Origin of the sequence: Variovorax paradoxus (assembly GCF_009755665.1) — a bacterium.
Lineage (GTDB): Bacteria > Pseudomonadota > Gammaproteobacteria > Burkholderiales > Burkholderiaceae_C > Variovorax > Variovorax paradoxus_G.
Genome location: NZ_CP046622.1, coordinates 2,615,404 through 2,628,431 on the forward strand (window position 1 = coordinate 2,615,404; position 13,028 = coordinate 2,628,431).

Here is a 13,028-nt window from a genome sequence, read left to right on the forward strand (position 1 = left end):
ATCGAAAGACGATGAGCATGGACTTGATCTTCTGGCGCCATGCCGAAGCCGAGGACTGGACCGAGGGCTGCGACGACCTGCAGCGTTCTCTCACCGCGCGCGGCGAGAAGCAGGCCAAGCGCATGGCAAGCTGGCTCGACCGGCAATTGCCCGACGGAACCCGCATCATCTGCAGCCCCGCGCGGCGCTGCGAGCAGACCGCTCTCGCGCTCGGGCGCAAGTACAAGCTGCGTTCCGAACTTGCGCCCGACACCACGGCCGAGGCAATGCTGGGCGCGGCCGGCTGGCCCAACGGAAAGTCGGTGGTGCTGATGGTCGGCCACCAGCCCTCGGTGGGGCAGGCCATTTCGCTTCTGCTGGGGCTGAAGCAGGACAGCTGCCCCGTGCGCAAGGGCGCGCTGTGGTGGATTCGCACACGCGAGCGCGATGGCGATGTGCAGACCGTGGTGGTTACCGTTCAGTCGCCCGAGCTCCTCTAAGGGCGGCAGGGCGGGAAATTTGCCCAAGTCTGTAAACTAATTGGCCAAATCCGGGCCGCACTGTAGCGATATGTAGGCACAATTGCCGTGCCAGATGCATTTGGTCACAAATTGCATCCATAACTTACAACCACAAGGCGATTGCGCAGCAAGTGCCTTGTGTGCCGCGGATTTCCGGGCGACGGGTGTCGAAGGCTGTTGCAGCCGTCTCTCACCGCGGATGCCCTATGAGAGCGCTCGTTTTCCTGCTGGCTGCAGCCCTCCTGGTCGGATGCGCCACGAGCACGCCCGAGCCTGCACCGCAGATTCGCCACGACGCCACCCGGTCGATCTCGAAGATCGAACTCGTCTACAACGAACCCGACCAGCTCACGGTCATGGATGGCGGCGGCTCCGCCATCATCGGATGGGCCGGCGTGTTCGGACCTGTCGGCACCTTGGTGGCCCTTGGCGTCGAGGTGGGTACACGGATGACGAAGGCCAGCCGCATGGAGCGGCGCACCCTCGAGTTCACGGCCGCCGTGAAGAACAGCGGGGCCGCCTCGCTCAACCGGCAATTCGCCGAGCAGCTGGCGGCGCGCCTGCGTACCGGAGGCCGCGAAGTGAAGCTGACGCCGGCGTCCCGCGTGGACGGCGAGCTCGCGCAGCTGCAGGCAGTCGGGTTCCAGCCCACACCCGGCTACAGCACATTGACCGTGCGGGTCACCACCATCTATTCGGCGCCCGACATGACGTCGAGCTTCAAGCCCTTCGTAGCGATCGAGCAATCGCTCAAGAACGAGCAGCAGGCCGTTCTCTACCAGACGACCCACACTTCCGACATGGAGGAGCCGGCCTTCCTGGCGTACGACGGCCTGCTCCAGGACAACGCCAAGGCGCAGGACGGCCTGCGGCAGGGGCTTTCGAAGATCCTCCACCCTGCCTATGCCGGCATGTTCGGCGAAGACGAGTCGTCCCGCCTGGCCAGCGCGGAGGCTACCCGCACCGCCGGACTCGAGGCAAAGTGAACGGGCTCAGGCGCCGTTGAGTTCCACGCGCCAGTTGCTGGTCTTCTGCCAGGCCAGCACTTCTTCGCGCAGCAGGTGGGCGGACTGGGGATACGCATCGGCCCAGTCGGGCGCGCAGACAATCGTGAACGCCCGGACGCCCAGGGCCGCAAGATGCAGTGCCTGCGGATCGGGATCGCGGCGCGCGTGACACAGGATGACCGCCAGACGCAGCGACAGCAACTGCATCACGAAGGTCTCGTCGTCGAGTGCGGCCTCAAGCTTGCGCAGCTTGCCGCGCTGGCCCAGAACCAGCTGGCCGAGCGCGTGCAGTTCGTTCACGGCAAAGCCGGGCGCGTCGGTGTTGTCGAGAATGTAGGCGCCGTGCTTGTGATAGTCGCTGTGCGACACCAGCGTGCCAATTTCATGCAGTTGCGCCGCCCAGCCCAGCTTGCGCAGCGCCCGCCCGGCGCGGCTGGTGGAACTGCCGCCGCGTGCCGCCGGCGCCAGTTGCACGAAGAGCGCGGCGGCCGTTTCGCCCACGCGCTTGGCCTGAGCCGCATCGACCGAGAAGCGGGTAGCCAGCCGCGCCACGGTGGCGGTGCGCAAATCGGCCACGCCTTCGTCTCGTTCCAGCAACTCGTAGAGCACGCCATGGCGAAGCGCGCCTTGGGCCACCTTCATCTCCTCGATGCCGAGCAGGTCGAACACCGCCCGCAGCACGCTCACGCCGCCGCCAATCACCGGCTTGCGGTCTTCGCGCATGCCGTCGATGCGCAGCTTGTCGGCGCTGCCGGCCTTGAGCAGGCGGTCGAGCAGCCAGTCGAGCCCGTCGCGGGTAATCAGCCCTGGCTCGCCACCGGCCGCGGCCAGCACGTCGCCCACCGCGCCGATGGTGCCGGAGGCGCCGTAGGCCACGTCCCATTGGTCGCGGGTGTAGCTTGAAAGCGCATCGTCCAGCACGGCCTTGGCAGCCACTTCGGCGGCACGGAATGCGGCGGGGGTGAAGAGGCCTTCCGCAAAGTGCTTCATCGACCAGGCCACGCTGCCGACGCGGTAAGACTCCATGAGCTCGGCTTCGAGCGCCTGGCCGATGATCATTTCGGTCGAGCGCCCGCCGATGTCCACCACCAGACGGCGCTCGCGGTCGGAGGCGTCGGTGTGCGGCAGCATGTGCGCCACGCCCTGGTAGATAAGGCGGGCCTCTTCGCGCCCCGGGATCACGTCGATGCCAAACCCCAGGATGGTGCGCGCGCGCAATAGAAATTCTTCGCGGTTGCGGGCTTCGCGCAGCGTCTGGGTGGCCACGGCGCGCACTTGCGAGCGCTTGAAGCCGGCCAGCCGCTCGCCAAACCGGGCGAGCGCGTCCCAGCCGCGCTGCATGGCCTCGGGCGTGAGGTTGCGGGCGCTGTCCAGGCCGTTGCCCTGGCGCACCGTCTCCTTGAGGTATTCGGTGCGGTGAATCTGACCGTGGTCGACCTGTCCGATTTCCAGCCTGAAGCTGTTCGAACCGAGATCGACCGCTGCGAGGCGGGTGCCGTTTTGCATTTTGTAGTGAAGAGGGCGGGGCTGTGATCGTAGCGCCATGGCTTGGCGCCGCCCCGGTCGCGTAGCGGCGAGGGGTGGAAGGCTAGGGCCAGTGCATGACGGTTCCATGACAACGTCACAAAAGCGCTTGGTGCAAAGACGGCTTTTCCCTCTACGGCGGGGTGTCACACCGATGTCACACAAGCTTTCTAGAGTCCGTCCCAAGCCCGAAAGGGACTACTTCTTACTTCTAAAAAAGGAAGCCTTATGAAAACGACTTTCAAGTTTGCAGCTGCCGGCCTCGTGGCCGCGGCTTTCGCCCATGTTCCCGCTTTTGCACAAGATGTGACCGGCGCCGGCGCCAGCTTCCCGGCACCGCTGTACGCCAAGTGGGCTTCCGATTTCAACAAGAGCACCGGCGTCAAGATCAACTACCAGTCGGTCGGCTCGGGTGCCGGCCTCAAGCAGATCGAAGCCAAGACGGTCGATTTCGGCGCTTCCGACGCACCCCTGAAGGACGAAGAACTCCAGGCCAAGGGCCTCATGCAGTTCCCCACCGTCATCGGCGGCGTGATTCCCGTGGTCAACATCCCCGGCATCAAGCCGGGCGAGCTGAAGCTCAATGGCCAGGTGCTGGGCGACATCTACCTGGGCAAGATCACCAAGTGGAACGACCCGGCCATCAAGGCGCTGAACGGCTCGCTGGCCCTGCCGGACGCCGCCATTGCACCGGTTCGCCGCGCCGATGGTTCGGGCACCAGCTTCCTGTTCACCAACTACCTGAGCAAGGTCAACGCCGAGTGGAAGACCAAGGTCGGCGAAGGCACGGCCGTGAACTGGCCGACCGGCGCGGGCGGCAAGGGCAATGAAGGCGTCGCGGCTTTCGTGAACCGCCTGCCCAACTCGATCGGCTATGTCGAATACGCCTACGTGAAGCAGAACAAGATGACCTACGCCCAGCTGCAGAACGCGGCCGGCAACTTCGTCTCGCCGGAAGACACCGCCTTCAAGGCCGCTGCCGCCGCTGCCGACTGGAGCAAGAGCTTCTACCAGGTGCTGACCAACCAGGCCGACAAGGGCGCATGGCCGATCACCGGCGCGACCTTCATCCTGATGCACAAGGCCCAGGACAAGCCCGCCAACGCCACCACCGTGCTGAAGTTCTTCGACTGGGCCTACAAGAACGGCGACAAGACCGCCGACGACCTGGACTACGTGCCGATGCCCGATACGGTGAAGGCCACGATTGCCAAGGCATGGGGCGAGGTGAAGGACGCATCGGGCAAGCCGGTCGCGTTCAAGTAAGCAACCCACCCACCCAGCCCAGAACGGCGCATCCATGAGCAGCACACCGCTCCAGGATGCGCCGCATTCGTCATTGCCGGAGCGACCCGTGTCATCCACTTTTCCTGCTTCCGCATCCGCGCTCGACCTCGCTGCCGAGCGCGGCCGCGCCACTGCTCCACCGCCCGCCAAGGCACCGCGCTCCGGCCCCATGGCCGACCGCCTGTTCGGCTGGGCCGCCAAGGGCGCCGCGTTGCTCACGCTCGCAATGCTGGTCGGCATCCTGCTGTCGCTGATCGCCGGCGCATGGCCCGCCATTTCGAAATACGGCCCGGGCTTTCTCACCAGCAGCGTGTGGGACCCGGTGCAGAACGAGTACGGCGGCCTGGTCATGATCTACGGCACGCTGGCCACCTCGATCATCGCGCTGGTGATTGCGGTGCCGGTGAGCTTCGGCATTGCCCTGTTTCTTACCGAGCTTTCGCCCGGCTGGCTCAAGCGCCCGCTGGGCACCGCCATCGAGCTGCTCGCCGCGGTGCCGTCCATCGTGTACGGCATGTGGGGCCTGCTCGTGTTCGGCCCGATTCTTTCCACCTGGGTGCAGCAGCCGCTGCAGAAGCTGCTTGCCGGCGTGCCTTACCTCGGCGCACTGGTGTCGGGCCCGCCGGTGGGCATCGGCATTCTGTCGGCCGGCATCATCCTTGCGATCATGATCATTCCGTTTATTGCCTCGGTGATGCGCGATGTGTTCGAGGTAACGCCGCCGCTGCTCAAGGAGTCGGCCTACGGGCTCGGCTCGACGACCTGGGAAGTGGTCTCGAAGGTTGTGCTGCCCTACACAAAGGCCGGCGTCATCGGCGGCATCATGCTCGGCCTTGGCCGGGCGCTGGGCGAAACGATGGCGGTCACCTTCGTGATCGGCAACATGAACCAGCTCAATTCGCTGTCGGTGTTCGAGGCTGCCAACAGCATTACCTCGGCGCTTGCCAACGAGTTTGCCGAAGCCGGCGCCGGCCTGCACCAAGCCGCGCTGATGTACCTGGGCCTGGTGCTGTTCTTCATTACCTTCGTGGTGCTGACGCTCTCCAAGGTGCTGCTGGCCCAGATGAAGAAGAGCGAAGGGACCAAGTCATGAATACGAGCACTGCCCAAAACCTGCTGAGCGCCAAGGCGCTCGCCGAAACCCGTCAGGCCAAATTCGCCTCGCGCAAGCGCGTCAACCAGATCGCGCTCACGCTGTCGCTCGCCGCGATGATGTTCGGCGTGTTCTGGCTCATCTGGATCCTGTGGGAAACGCTGCGCCTGGGCCTTGGCGGCCTGGCGCTTGCCACGTTCACCGAAATGACCCCGCCGCCGAACGAGGCGGGCGGCATCGCCAACGCGATCTTCGGCTCGTTCGTGATGGTGGCGCTGGCCACCTTCGTGGGCACGCCGATCGGCATCATGGCCGGCATCTACCTGGCCGAGTACAACCCCAAGGGCTGGCTCTCGTCGGTCACGCGCTTCGTGAACGACATCCTGCTGTCGGCCCCGTCGATCGTGATCGGCCTCTTCGTGTATGCCGTGGTAGTGGCGTACTTCAAGACCTTCTCGGGCCTGGCGGGTGCGCTCTCGCTGGCCCTGATCGTGATTCCGGTGGTGATTCGCACCACCGAGAACATGCTGCAACTGGTGCCGCCGGGCCTGCGCGAAGCGGCCTATGCACTTGGCACGCCGAAGTGGAAGGTGATCCTGAGCATCACGCTGCGCGCCGCGCGTGCCGGTGTGGTCACGGGTGTGCTGCTGGCCGTGGCACGCATTGCCGGCGAAACCGCACCGCTGCTCTTCACCGCGCTGAACAACCAGTTCTGGACCGCCGACCTGAGCCAGCCGATGGCCAGCCTGCCGGTGACGATCTTCAAGTTTGCGATGAGCCCGTACGAGAACTGGCAACAGCTGGCCTGGGCCGGCGTGTTCCTGATCACCGTGGCCGTGCTTGCCCTCAACATCCTGGCGCGCGTTCTTACGCGCAACAAACTCTGATTCAAGAAGAAGTAGCAACCATGCCAAACACCGTCGCACAACCGTCGCGCTCGAAGATCTCGGTCAAGGACCTGAACTTCTATTACGGCAAGTTCCACGCGCTCAAGGGCATCAACCTCGAGATTCCCGAGAACAAGGTCACGGCCTTCATCGGTCCGTCGGGCTGCGGCAAGTCGACCCTGCTGCGCACCTTCAACCGCATGTTCGAGCTCTACCCGGAGCAGCGCGCCGAAGGCACCATTGCGCTGGACGGCGAGAACCTGCTCACCTCCAAGCAGGACGTGGCCCTGATCCGCGCAAAGGTCGGCATGGTGTTCCAGAAGCCCACGCCGTTCCCGATGTCGATCTACGACAACATCGCCTTCGGCGTGAAGCTGTTCGAGAACCTGAGCGCCAGCGAAATGGACGACCGCGTCGAGTGGGCCCTGAAGAAGGCCGCCCTCTGGACCGAAGTGCGCGACAAGCTGCAGCAAAGCGGCTCGGGCCTTTCGGGCGGCCAGCAGCAGCGCCTGTGCATTGCGCGCGGCATTGCCATCAAGCCCGAAGTGCTGCTGCTCGACGAGCCGTGCTCCGCCCTCGACCCGATTTCGACCGCGAAGATCGAAGAGTTGATCGCCGAGCTGAAAAACGAGTACACCGTGGTCATCGTGACGCACAACATGCAGCAGGCCGCACGCTGCAGTGACTACACCGCGTACATGTACCTGGGCGACCTGATCGAGTTCGGCGCGACGGAGCAGATGTTCTTCAAGCCGCAGCGCAAGGAGACCGAGGACTACATTACCGGCCGTTTCGGCTGATGCCAAGGAGGCACACATGACTGAAAAACATCTCTCCAGCCAGTTCGACAGCGAACTCAACGGCGTTTCGTCGCGCGTGATGGAACTCGGCGGCATGGTCGAGGCGCAAATCCACCAGGCGGTGTACGCGCTGCTGCAGTTCGACCCCGAGGCGGCCGACCGCGTGATGGAAACCGAGCACCGCGTCAACGCGATGGAGATCGAGATCGACCGCGAGCTGTCGTCGATCATTGCGCGGCGCCAGCCGACCGCGCGCGACCTGCGCCTTCTGATCGCCATCTCCAAGACCACCGCCAACCTGGAGCGCGTGGGCGACGAGGCCAACAAGATCGCACGCATGGTCAAGTCGATCATCGAGAGCGGCTCGGCCCGCGCGCTGCCGTCGAACGAACTGCGCATTGCCGCCGACCTGGCCTCGGGCCTGCTGCGCACCGCGCTCGACGCGTTTGCGCGCCTGGACACGGCCGCCGCGCTGTCGATCCTGAAGGACGACGACCTGATCGACAAGGAGTTCGACGGCTTCGTGCGCAAGCTGGTCACCTACATGATGGAAGACCCGCGCACCATCTCGGCCAGCCTCGACCTGCTGTTCCTGGCCAAGGCCATCGAACGCATCGGCGACCACGCCAAGAACATCGCCGAGTTCATCATCTACATCGTCAAGGGCGCCGATGTGCGGCACACTTCGATGCAGGAAATCGAATCGGCGCTGCAGTAACTACGAGCGCCAGACTCCCAAGAAAGCATGAAGAAACCCCGAGTCCTGATCGTCGAAGACGAGTCGTCGATCGCCGAGCTGATCGCCGTCAACCTGCGCCACAACGGCTTCGAGCCGATCTGGTCGGAAGATGGTGCCGCAGCCCAGCGCGAGATCGACGCTTTCCTGCCGGACCTGATCCTGCTCGACTGGATGCTGCCGGGCCAGAGCGGCCTGCAGCTCGCCCGCCAGTGGCGCAAGGACGCGCGCACCAAGGCAATCCCGATCCTGATGCTGACCGCGCGCGGCGACGAGCCCGACAAGGTGGCCGGCCTGGACGCAGGCGCCGACGACTACATCACCAAGCCGTTCTCCACCCAGGAAATGCTCGCGCGCATCCGCGCCGTGCTGCGCCGCCGCGCGCCCGAGGTGGTGGCCGAGCGTGTCGAAATCGGCGAGCTCGCGCTCGACACCGCCACGCATCGCGTCACCTGGCAGGGCAACGCGCTCAAGGTCGGGCCGACGGAATTCAAGCTGCTGGCGTACCTGATGCAGCATGCCGAGCGCGTGCACAGCCGTGCGCAGTTGCTCGACAAGGTTTGGGGCGACCATGTCTACATCGAGGAACGCACGGTCGACGTGCACGTCAAGCGCCTGCGCGAATCGCTGGGTGCCGCGGCACCCATGGTCGAAACCGTGCGCGGTGCCGGCTATCGCCTGACGGCCCAAGTCACGGTTTGAAGAGCGCGGTGTTCATCGGCCGCGGGCGCGGATAATCGCGCGCCATGCCTTTCCGTATTGCTACTTTTCTTATAGCGTCCATCGCTTTTGGCTTGGGCGCTGGAGCCATTTTTGGCTGGAAGTTCGGATGGCTGGGCGCCTGGCTGGGCGCGGTGCTCTGGCTCGCGATGGATGCATGGCGGGCCGAGCGGCTGCTGAGGGTGCTGCGCAACAACGCATCGGGGCTACCGACGCGCGGGGCCGGCGTATGGGGCGAGCTCGCAGAACGCATCCGCAAGCTGCTGCGCGAGCGCGAGCAGCAGACCCGGCAGGCCGAAGAGCGCCTTCAGGAGTTTCTGGCGGCCATCCAGGCCTCTCCCAACGGCGTGATCCTGCTCGACGAGCAGGGCCGAATCGAATGGTGCAACCAGACGGCGGCCGCCCAGTTCGGCATCAATGCCGAGCGCGACCTTCTGCAGCACCTTGCCAACCTGGTGCGCGACCCGGCCTTCGTGGCCTACCTGGCCTCGTGGAACTACAGCCGCGACGTCGTCATCGATGCCTCGGGCCACGGCCAGGCGCAGCAGCGCAGCCATCCGGTTCGGCTTTCGGTGCAGGTGCACCCTTATGCCGGCAACCGCCGCATGCTGCTCACTCGCGACATCACCGCGGTCGAGCAGGCGGAGGCGATGCGGCGCGATTTCGTCGCCAATGTTTCGCATGAAATCCGCACGCCGCTCACGGTGCTGGCCGGCTTTGTCGAAACGCTGCAGAACCTTCCGCTCGATGCGGAGGAGCGCACAAGGTATCTCTCGCTGATGAGCCAGCAGTCGCACCGCATGGAAACGCTGGTGAACGACCTGCTGACGCTCTCGCGCCTCGAAGGCAGCGCGCCGCCTTCGGGCAGCCAGTGGATCCGCATTCGCGCGCTGCTTGCGCAGTGCGAAGACGAAGGGCGCGGATTGTCCGGCCGGCTGGTGCCGCAGGGGCACCGGCTTACCTTCACCATCGAGGCCGAATCCGAAATCTCGGGTGCGCCGACCGAACTGCAAAGCGCCATGTCGAACCTGCTGACCAACGCCATTCGCTACACGCCCGGCGGGGGCGAAGTGGCGGTGACCTGGCGGCTGCTGCCCGACGGGCGCGGTGAATACGCGGTGCGCGACACCGGCCCCGGCATTGCCGCCGAGCACATTCCTCGCCTGACGGAGCGCTTCTACCGAATCGACCGCAGCCGCTCGCGCGAGACCGGCGGCACCGGGCTGGGGCTGGCCATCGTCAAGCACATTGCGCAGCGGCACGGGGCTGAACTGCGCATCGAAAGCACCGTAGGCAAGGGCTCCCGCTTCGCCCTCGTTTTTCCGCCGAACCGGGTGCGGGAAGCGCGGCTGCTAGCGAAGTGAACGCTGCATCGTCCACCGCAGCAGGGCGCCAAACAGCACGGCAGTGACCGTGAGCGCGCCGGAACCCATGAGCCAGAACGCCAGCGGCGACTGCATCGCGGGCCAGGGCCCCAGGCCGCGGTAGGCCAGCAGATAGCTGCCGCCAAGGCCCAGGCCCCATAGCAGCGTGCAATAGATGACGAGCGGCGCCAGCGTGACGCGGTAGCAGCGCAGCACGAAGACGCACAGCGTTTGCAGCGCATCGGCAAAGTGATAGACCGCCACCACCAGCAGCAACGCCGCGGCAATTGCCACCACTGCCGGGTTGTCCGAATAAACGTGGGCCAGCTTGAAGCGCAATGCCACCATGGCACCAGCGAAGAACAGCGCGCACAGGGCGGTGAGTTCAAACCCCATGCGGCAGGCGCGGCGGGCCCTGGCAGCATGGCCGGCGCCCAGCCAGAAGCTCACACGTGCGCTCGTGGCAATGGCCAGCGAAAGCGGCACCATGTAGGCCACCGCCAGCAGGTTGGAGGCAATCTGGTGCGCGGCGGCCGCGGCCGTGCCGAGGCGGGCGATGAACAGCGCCATCAAGGTGAACGAGGTCACTTCCACCAGCACCGCCAGCCCGCCGGGAATGCCAAGGCTTGCAAACTGGCGGATCTGCCGCCAGTCGGGCGCCTCGATGCGTTCCCACAGCCGGTAGTCCTTGTAGAAGGAACTGTTGCGCAGAAGCCATGCCGCACATGCCAGCATGGCCCAGTTCACGCACAGCGTGGCCCAGGCGCAGCCCACCAGGCCCATGGCCGGCAAGCCCGCGCCGCCAAAGGTGAACCAAATCGACAGCGGCAGCTTCACGAACAGCGAGCCGAGCTGCAGCCAGGTCACTACCTGCGGCTTGCCAAGGCTCTGGTTCAGCGTGCTGAACAAGCGAAAGAGCAGGGCAGGTGGTAGCGCAAAGGCCAGCACCGCCAGATAGGCCTCCACGCCGGCTCGCATTTCGGGAGGCACCTGGGTCCAGCGCAACACGGCGCCGGGGAACAGCAGCACCGCCATGCCGATGGCTATGGTGATGGCACTCAGGTAAAGCGACTGCCGCACCGAGCGGCCGACTTCGCTCCTGCGGTCGGCGCCGTGCAGTTCGGCCCACACCGGCAGCAGCGCCTGCAGCACACCCATCAGCGAGACGAACACGCTGATGAAGACGGCCGCGCCCACCGACAGCGCGGCGAGGGCGCTTTCGGCATAGCGGCCGGCCACGATGGTGTCGGTCACGCCGAATGCCATCACGGCCAGTTGGCCGACCAGCACCGTGCCGGCGTGCCGCGCGATCAGACCTCTTTCGCCAGCCACTTGCTACGGTGCGATCTTTTGGTAGAGCAGCAGGTCGTCGGTCGCGCTGCTGGGGCGGCGCAGCGTGCCGCTGAAACGCCATTGCTCCAGGGGAATGATGGTGTGCAGCCGCTCGATGGTTTCGGGACTGACCAGCAGCCACGGGCAATTGGTGCCAAGGAGCAGCGGCTGCAGGTTGAAGCGGCCGTGGTGCTGCAGGGCCGCAATGTGCGCGCGGCTGAGCGCCAGTTCGGCAACGCAGCTCGGCTGCCCGACGCGTTCGGCCACCGCGCGAACTTGCGGAACGTAGCTGCGCGCGTAGTCGATGGAAGGTAGCCAGAGCGTCATCAGCAGCATCCAGCACAGCGCGGTGCCGCCCGCCGGGAGCACCAGCGTTTTCCAGAGCGCGGCCTGGTGCCGCCCGGTGCGCCAGCGCACTACCCAGCACCAGGCGATGGTTGCGGCCAGCGCCAGAACAAGCGGGACGATCGAGAACTCGGGCACGAAGCCCGGCACCAGGCGTGCCACGCTGGCCGCCGGCTTGGGCGGTACGCCGGTCTGCATGGCGATCCAGTAGACCCAGCCCAGCACGGCCAGGCCGCTGAAGAACAGCACGTTGAACCAGTCGATCAGCGCCGCCGCGCTGCGCCGGAAGGTCGGCAGCGCGAAGGCCGCCAGCGTGGCGAATGCGGGCAGCGCCAGCAGCAGCGACCGGTCGGAATAGTCGGTGGTCCAGGTGGCGGCCAGCGGCACCAGCGCAAACCAGAAGGGCAGGGCCACGTGGCGTGCAGTGAGCTGCCGGCGCCAGCGCCAGAGCGTCCAGATGGCGAGGGGCCACACCGGCCAGGTGAACCACACCAGCAGCTTGGCCTGGCTGCGCACGTCGCCAAGCACGGAGGTGCTGCTCGGGTGCTTGCCCGGCAGCTGGATTTTCCATTCGAGCAGGCCCAGGCCGATGGCCAGCGCCGCGGCCACCAGCGCGACTGCAACCATCGTCGCAAGCGCGCCCCGTGTGTAGCCGGGGCCTTCGTCCGTCGTGGTGTCGGCCTTGCGGGCGGTGCGCCGCTCGTAGGCCATGAAGAGCGCACTACCGATCGCCAGCGCCAGTCCGACCGTGGGACCGCCGCTCAGTGTCATGCCCACCGTGCCGACGATCAACGCGATAACGGGGCCGATTCGTCGGTACGGCAGCGCGGCCACGCCGTAGAAGAGATGCGATGCGAAGTACAGCTGCGCCAGTGCCGGCGTGGTTTCGTGCCCGAGCTGGGCCAGGCCCAGGCAGGCGATGAGCGCCAGCAATCCGCCGTCGGCGATGGCGCGGGCGTAGTCGGTGGGGCGTGCCTCGCCGCCGAAGGCAAAGGCCACGGGCTGGGCCCGCGAGGTGCGGGCGAGGTAGTAAACCGCGTACCAGGTGGCGGTGAACGTGCCCCAGAGCATCAGCGCAAAGACGATGCGCACGGCCAGGTCGGGGTGCAGCCACGAGGGCGCGATCTTGATGGCCCAGGCGCCGATCCAGTACGGAATCAGCGCCGGCGTTTCAGGCCGCAGCCCCAGCAGCATGGGATCGAACCAGCGCGCAATGCCTTCGGTGGTACGTGCCAGCTCGGCCATGTAGCCGAAAGATGTGATATCTGCGCTCTTCCACGGGCCGCGTCCCACGAGGCCCGGCAGGAGGTAGGCGGCGCATAGCAACAGCAACGCAATGCGCGGCAACCGGCGCACGGCGCTCTGGGCAACGATCGCAGGAGTGGGTTGATTCACAAAGATGAGCGAACGGCAGTTTTGGGAATGAAAAAGGG

Annotated in this window: 12 protein-coding genes; 9 read left to right on the top strand and 3 right to left on the bottom strand. The window is 65.9% G+C overall.

Going from position 1 to position 13,028, the window contains the following annotated elements; translation table 11 throughout:
* The first annotated feature begins 17 nt into the window (after positions 1-17).
* Both GOQ09_RS12130 and GOQ09_RS12135 read left to right on the top strand, forming a co-directional pair.
* Positions 18-479, top strand: coding sequence for a SixA phosphatase family protein (locus tag GOQ09_RS12130; protein ID WP_207309964.1), 462 nt, complete (start codon positions 18-20; stop codon positions 477-479).
* Positions 480-706: 227 nt separating this feature from the next.
* The gene (locus GOQ09_RS12135; RefSeq protein WP_157613642.1) at positions 707-1,486 is read left to right on the top strand and encodes a hypothetical protein; all 780 of its coding nucleotides are present in this window, start codon (positions 707-709) and stop codon (positions 1,484-1,486) included.
* 6 nt (positions 1,487-1,492) lie between these two features.
* Here the strand turns inward: GOQ09_RS12135 and GOQ09_RS12140 are convergent, their stop codons facing one another.
* A complete protein-coding gene (locus GOQ09_RS12140) occupies positions 1,493-3,013 on the bottom strand; it encodes a Ppx/GppA phosphatase family protein (RefSeq protein WP_157613643.1) in 1,521 nt (506 codons plus the stop codon).
* A gap of 246 nt (positions 3,014-3,259) precedes the next feature.
* Between GOQ09_RS12140 and pstS the strand changes: the two genes are divergently transcribed.
* Genes pstS through phoR form a run of 7 tightly spaced genes read left to right on the top strand, consistent with a single transcriptional unit; the run spans position 3,260 to position 9,918 of the window.
* Complete coding sequence (pstS, locus tag GOQ09_RS12145) at positions 3,260-4,297, top strand: phosphate ABC transporter substrate-binding protein PstS (protein ID WP_157613644.1); 1,038 nt, start codon at positions 3,260-3,262, stop codon at positions 4,295-4,297.
* A 34-nt stretch (positions 4,298-4,331) separates the two neighbouring features.
* The gene (gene pstC, locus GOQ09_RS12150; RefSeq protein WP_157613645.1) at positions 4,332-5,411 is read left to right on the top strand and encodes a phosphate ABC transporter permease subunit PstC; all 1,080 of its coding nucleotides are present in this window, start codon (positions 4,332-4,334) and stop codon (positions 5,409-5,411) included.
* Positions 5,408-6,298, top strand: a complete 891-nt coding sequence (pstA, locus tag GOQ09_RS12155; protein WP_157613646.1) for a phosphate ABC transporter permease PstA — start codon at positions 5,408-5,410, stop codon at positions 6,296-6,298. Before pstC ends, pstA begins: the two co-directional genes overlap by 4 nt.
* Before the next feature lie 20 nt (positions 6,299-6,318).
* On the top strand, positions 6,319-7,098 hold the full coding sequence (gene pstB, locus GOQ09_RS12160) for a phosphate ABC transporter ATP-binding protein PstB (protein WP_021007056.1): 780 nt from the start codon (positions 6,319-6,321) through the stop codon (positions 7,096-7,098).
* 16 nt (positions 7,099-7,114) lie between these two features.
* A complete protein-coding gene (gene phoU, locus GOQ09_RS12165) occupies positions 7,115-7,816 on the top strand; it encodes a phosphate signaling complex protein PhoU (protein WP_126746519.1) in 702 nt (233 codons plus the stop codon).
* Between the two features lie 27 nt (positions 7,817-7,843).
* Positions 7,844-8,536, top strand: coding sequence for a phosphate regulon transcriptional regulator PhoB (gene phoB, locus GOQ09_RS12170; protein WP_157613647.1), 693 nt, complete (start codon positions 7,844-7,846; stop codon positions 8,534-8,536).
* 44 nt (positions 8,537-8,580) lie between these two features.
* Positions 8,581-9,918, top strand: coding sequence for a phosphate regulon sensor histidine kinase PhoR (gene phoR, locus GOQ09_RS12175; protein WP_157613648.1), 1,338 nt, complete (start codon positions 8,581-8,583; stop codon positions 9,916-9,918).
* On the opposite strand, the gene GOQ09_RS12180 is transcribed toward phoR, so the two are convergent.
* Positions 9,907-11,250: an MATE family efflux transporter gene (locus tag GOQ09_RS12180; protein ID WP_157613649.1), complete on the bottom strand. Its 1,344-nt coding sequence runs from the start codon at positions 11,248-11,250 to the stop codon at positions 9,907-9,909. The genes phoR and GOQ09_RS12180 overlap by 12 nt on opposite strands.
* A gap of 3 nt (positions 11,251-11,253) precedes the next feature.
* Positions 11,254-12,990, bottom strand: a complete 1,737-nt coding sequence (locus GOQ09_RS12185; protein ID WP_157613650.1) for a hypothetical protein — start codon at positions 12,988-12,990, stop codon at positions 11,254-11,256.
* Between the last annotated feature and the right edge of the window lie 38 nt (positions 12,991-13,028).

Bases quoted from the DNA above. Each gene is read 5' to 3' on its own strand.
- GOQ09_RS12130 (WP_207309964.1), top strand. From the start codon at position 18: ATGGACTTGATCTTCTGGCGCCATGCCGAAGCCGAGGACTGGACCGAG.
- GOQ09_RS12135 (WP_157613642.1), top strand. From the start codon at position 707: ATGAGAGCGCTCGTTTTCCTGCTGGCTGCAGCCCTCCTGGTCGGATGC.
- GOQ09_RS12140 (WP_157613643.1), bottom strand. From the start codon at position 3,013: ATGCAAAACGGCACCCGCCTCGCAGCGGTCGATCTCGGTTCGAACAGC.
- pstS (WP_157613644.1), top strand. From the start codon at position 3,260: ATGAAAACGACTTTCAAGTTTGCAGCTGCCGGCCTCGTGGCCGCGGCT.
- pstC (WP_157613645.1), top strand. From the start codon at position 4,332: ATGAGCAGCACACCGCTCCAGGATGCGCCGCATTCGTCATTGCCGGAG.
- pstA (WP_157613646.1), top strand. From the start codon at position 5,408: ATGAATACGAGCACTGCCCAAAACCTGCTGAGCGCCAAGGCGCTCGCC.
- pstB (WP_021007056.1), top strand. From the start codon at position 6,319: ATGCCAAACACCGTCGCACAACCGTCGCGCTCGAAGATCTCGGTCAAG.
- phoU (WP_126746519.1), top strand. From the start codon at position 7,115: ATGACTGAAAAACATCTCTCCAGCCAGTTCGACAGCGAACTCAACGGC.
- phoB (WP_157613647.1), top strand. From the start codon at position 7,844: ATGAAGAAACCCCGAGTCCTGATCGTCGAAGACGAGTCGTCGATCGCC.
- phoR (WP_157613648.1), top strand. From the start codon at position 8,581: ATGCCTTTCCGTATTGCTACTTTTCTTATAGCGTCCATCGCTTTTGGC.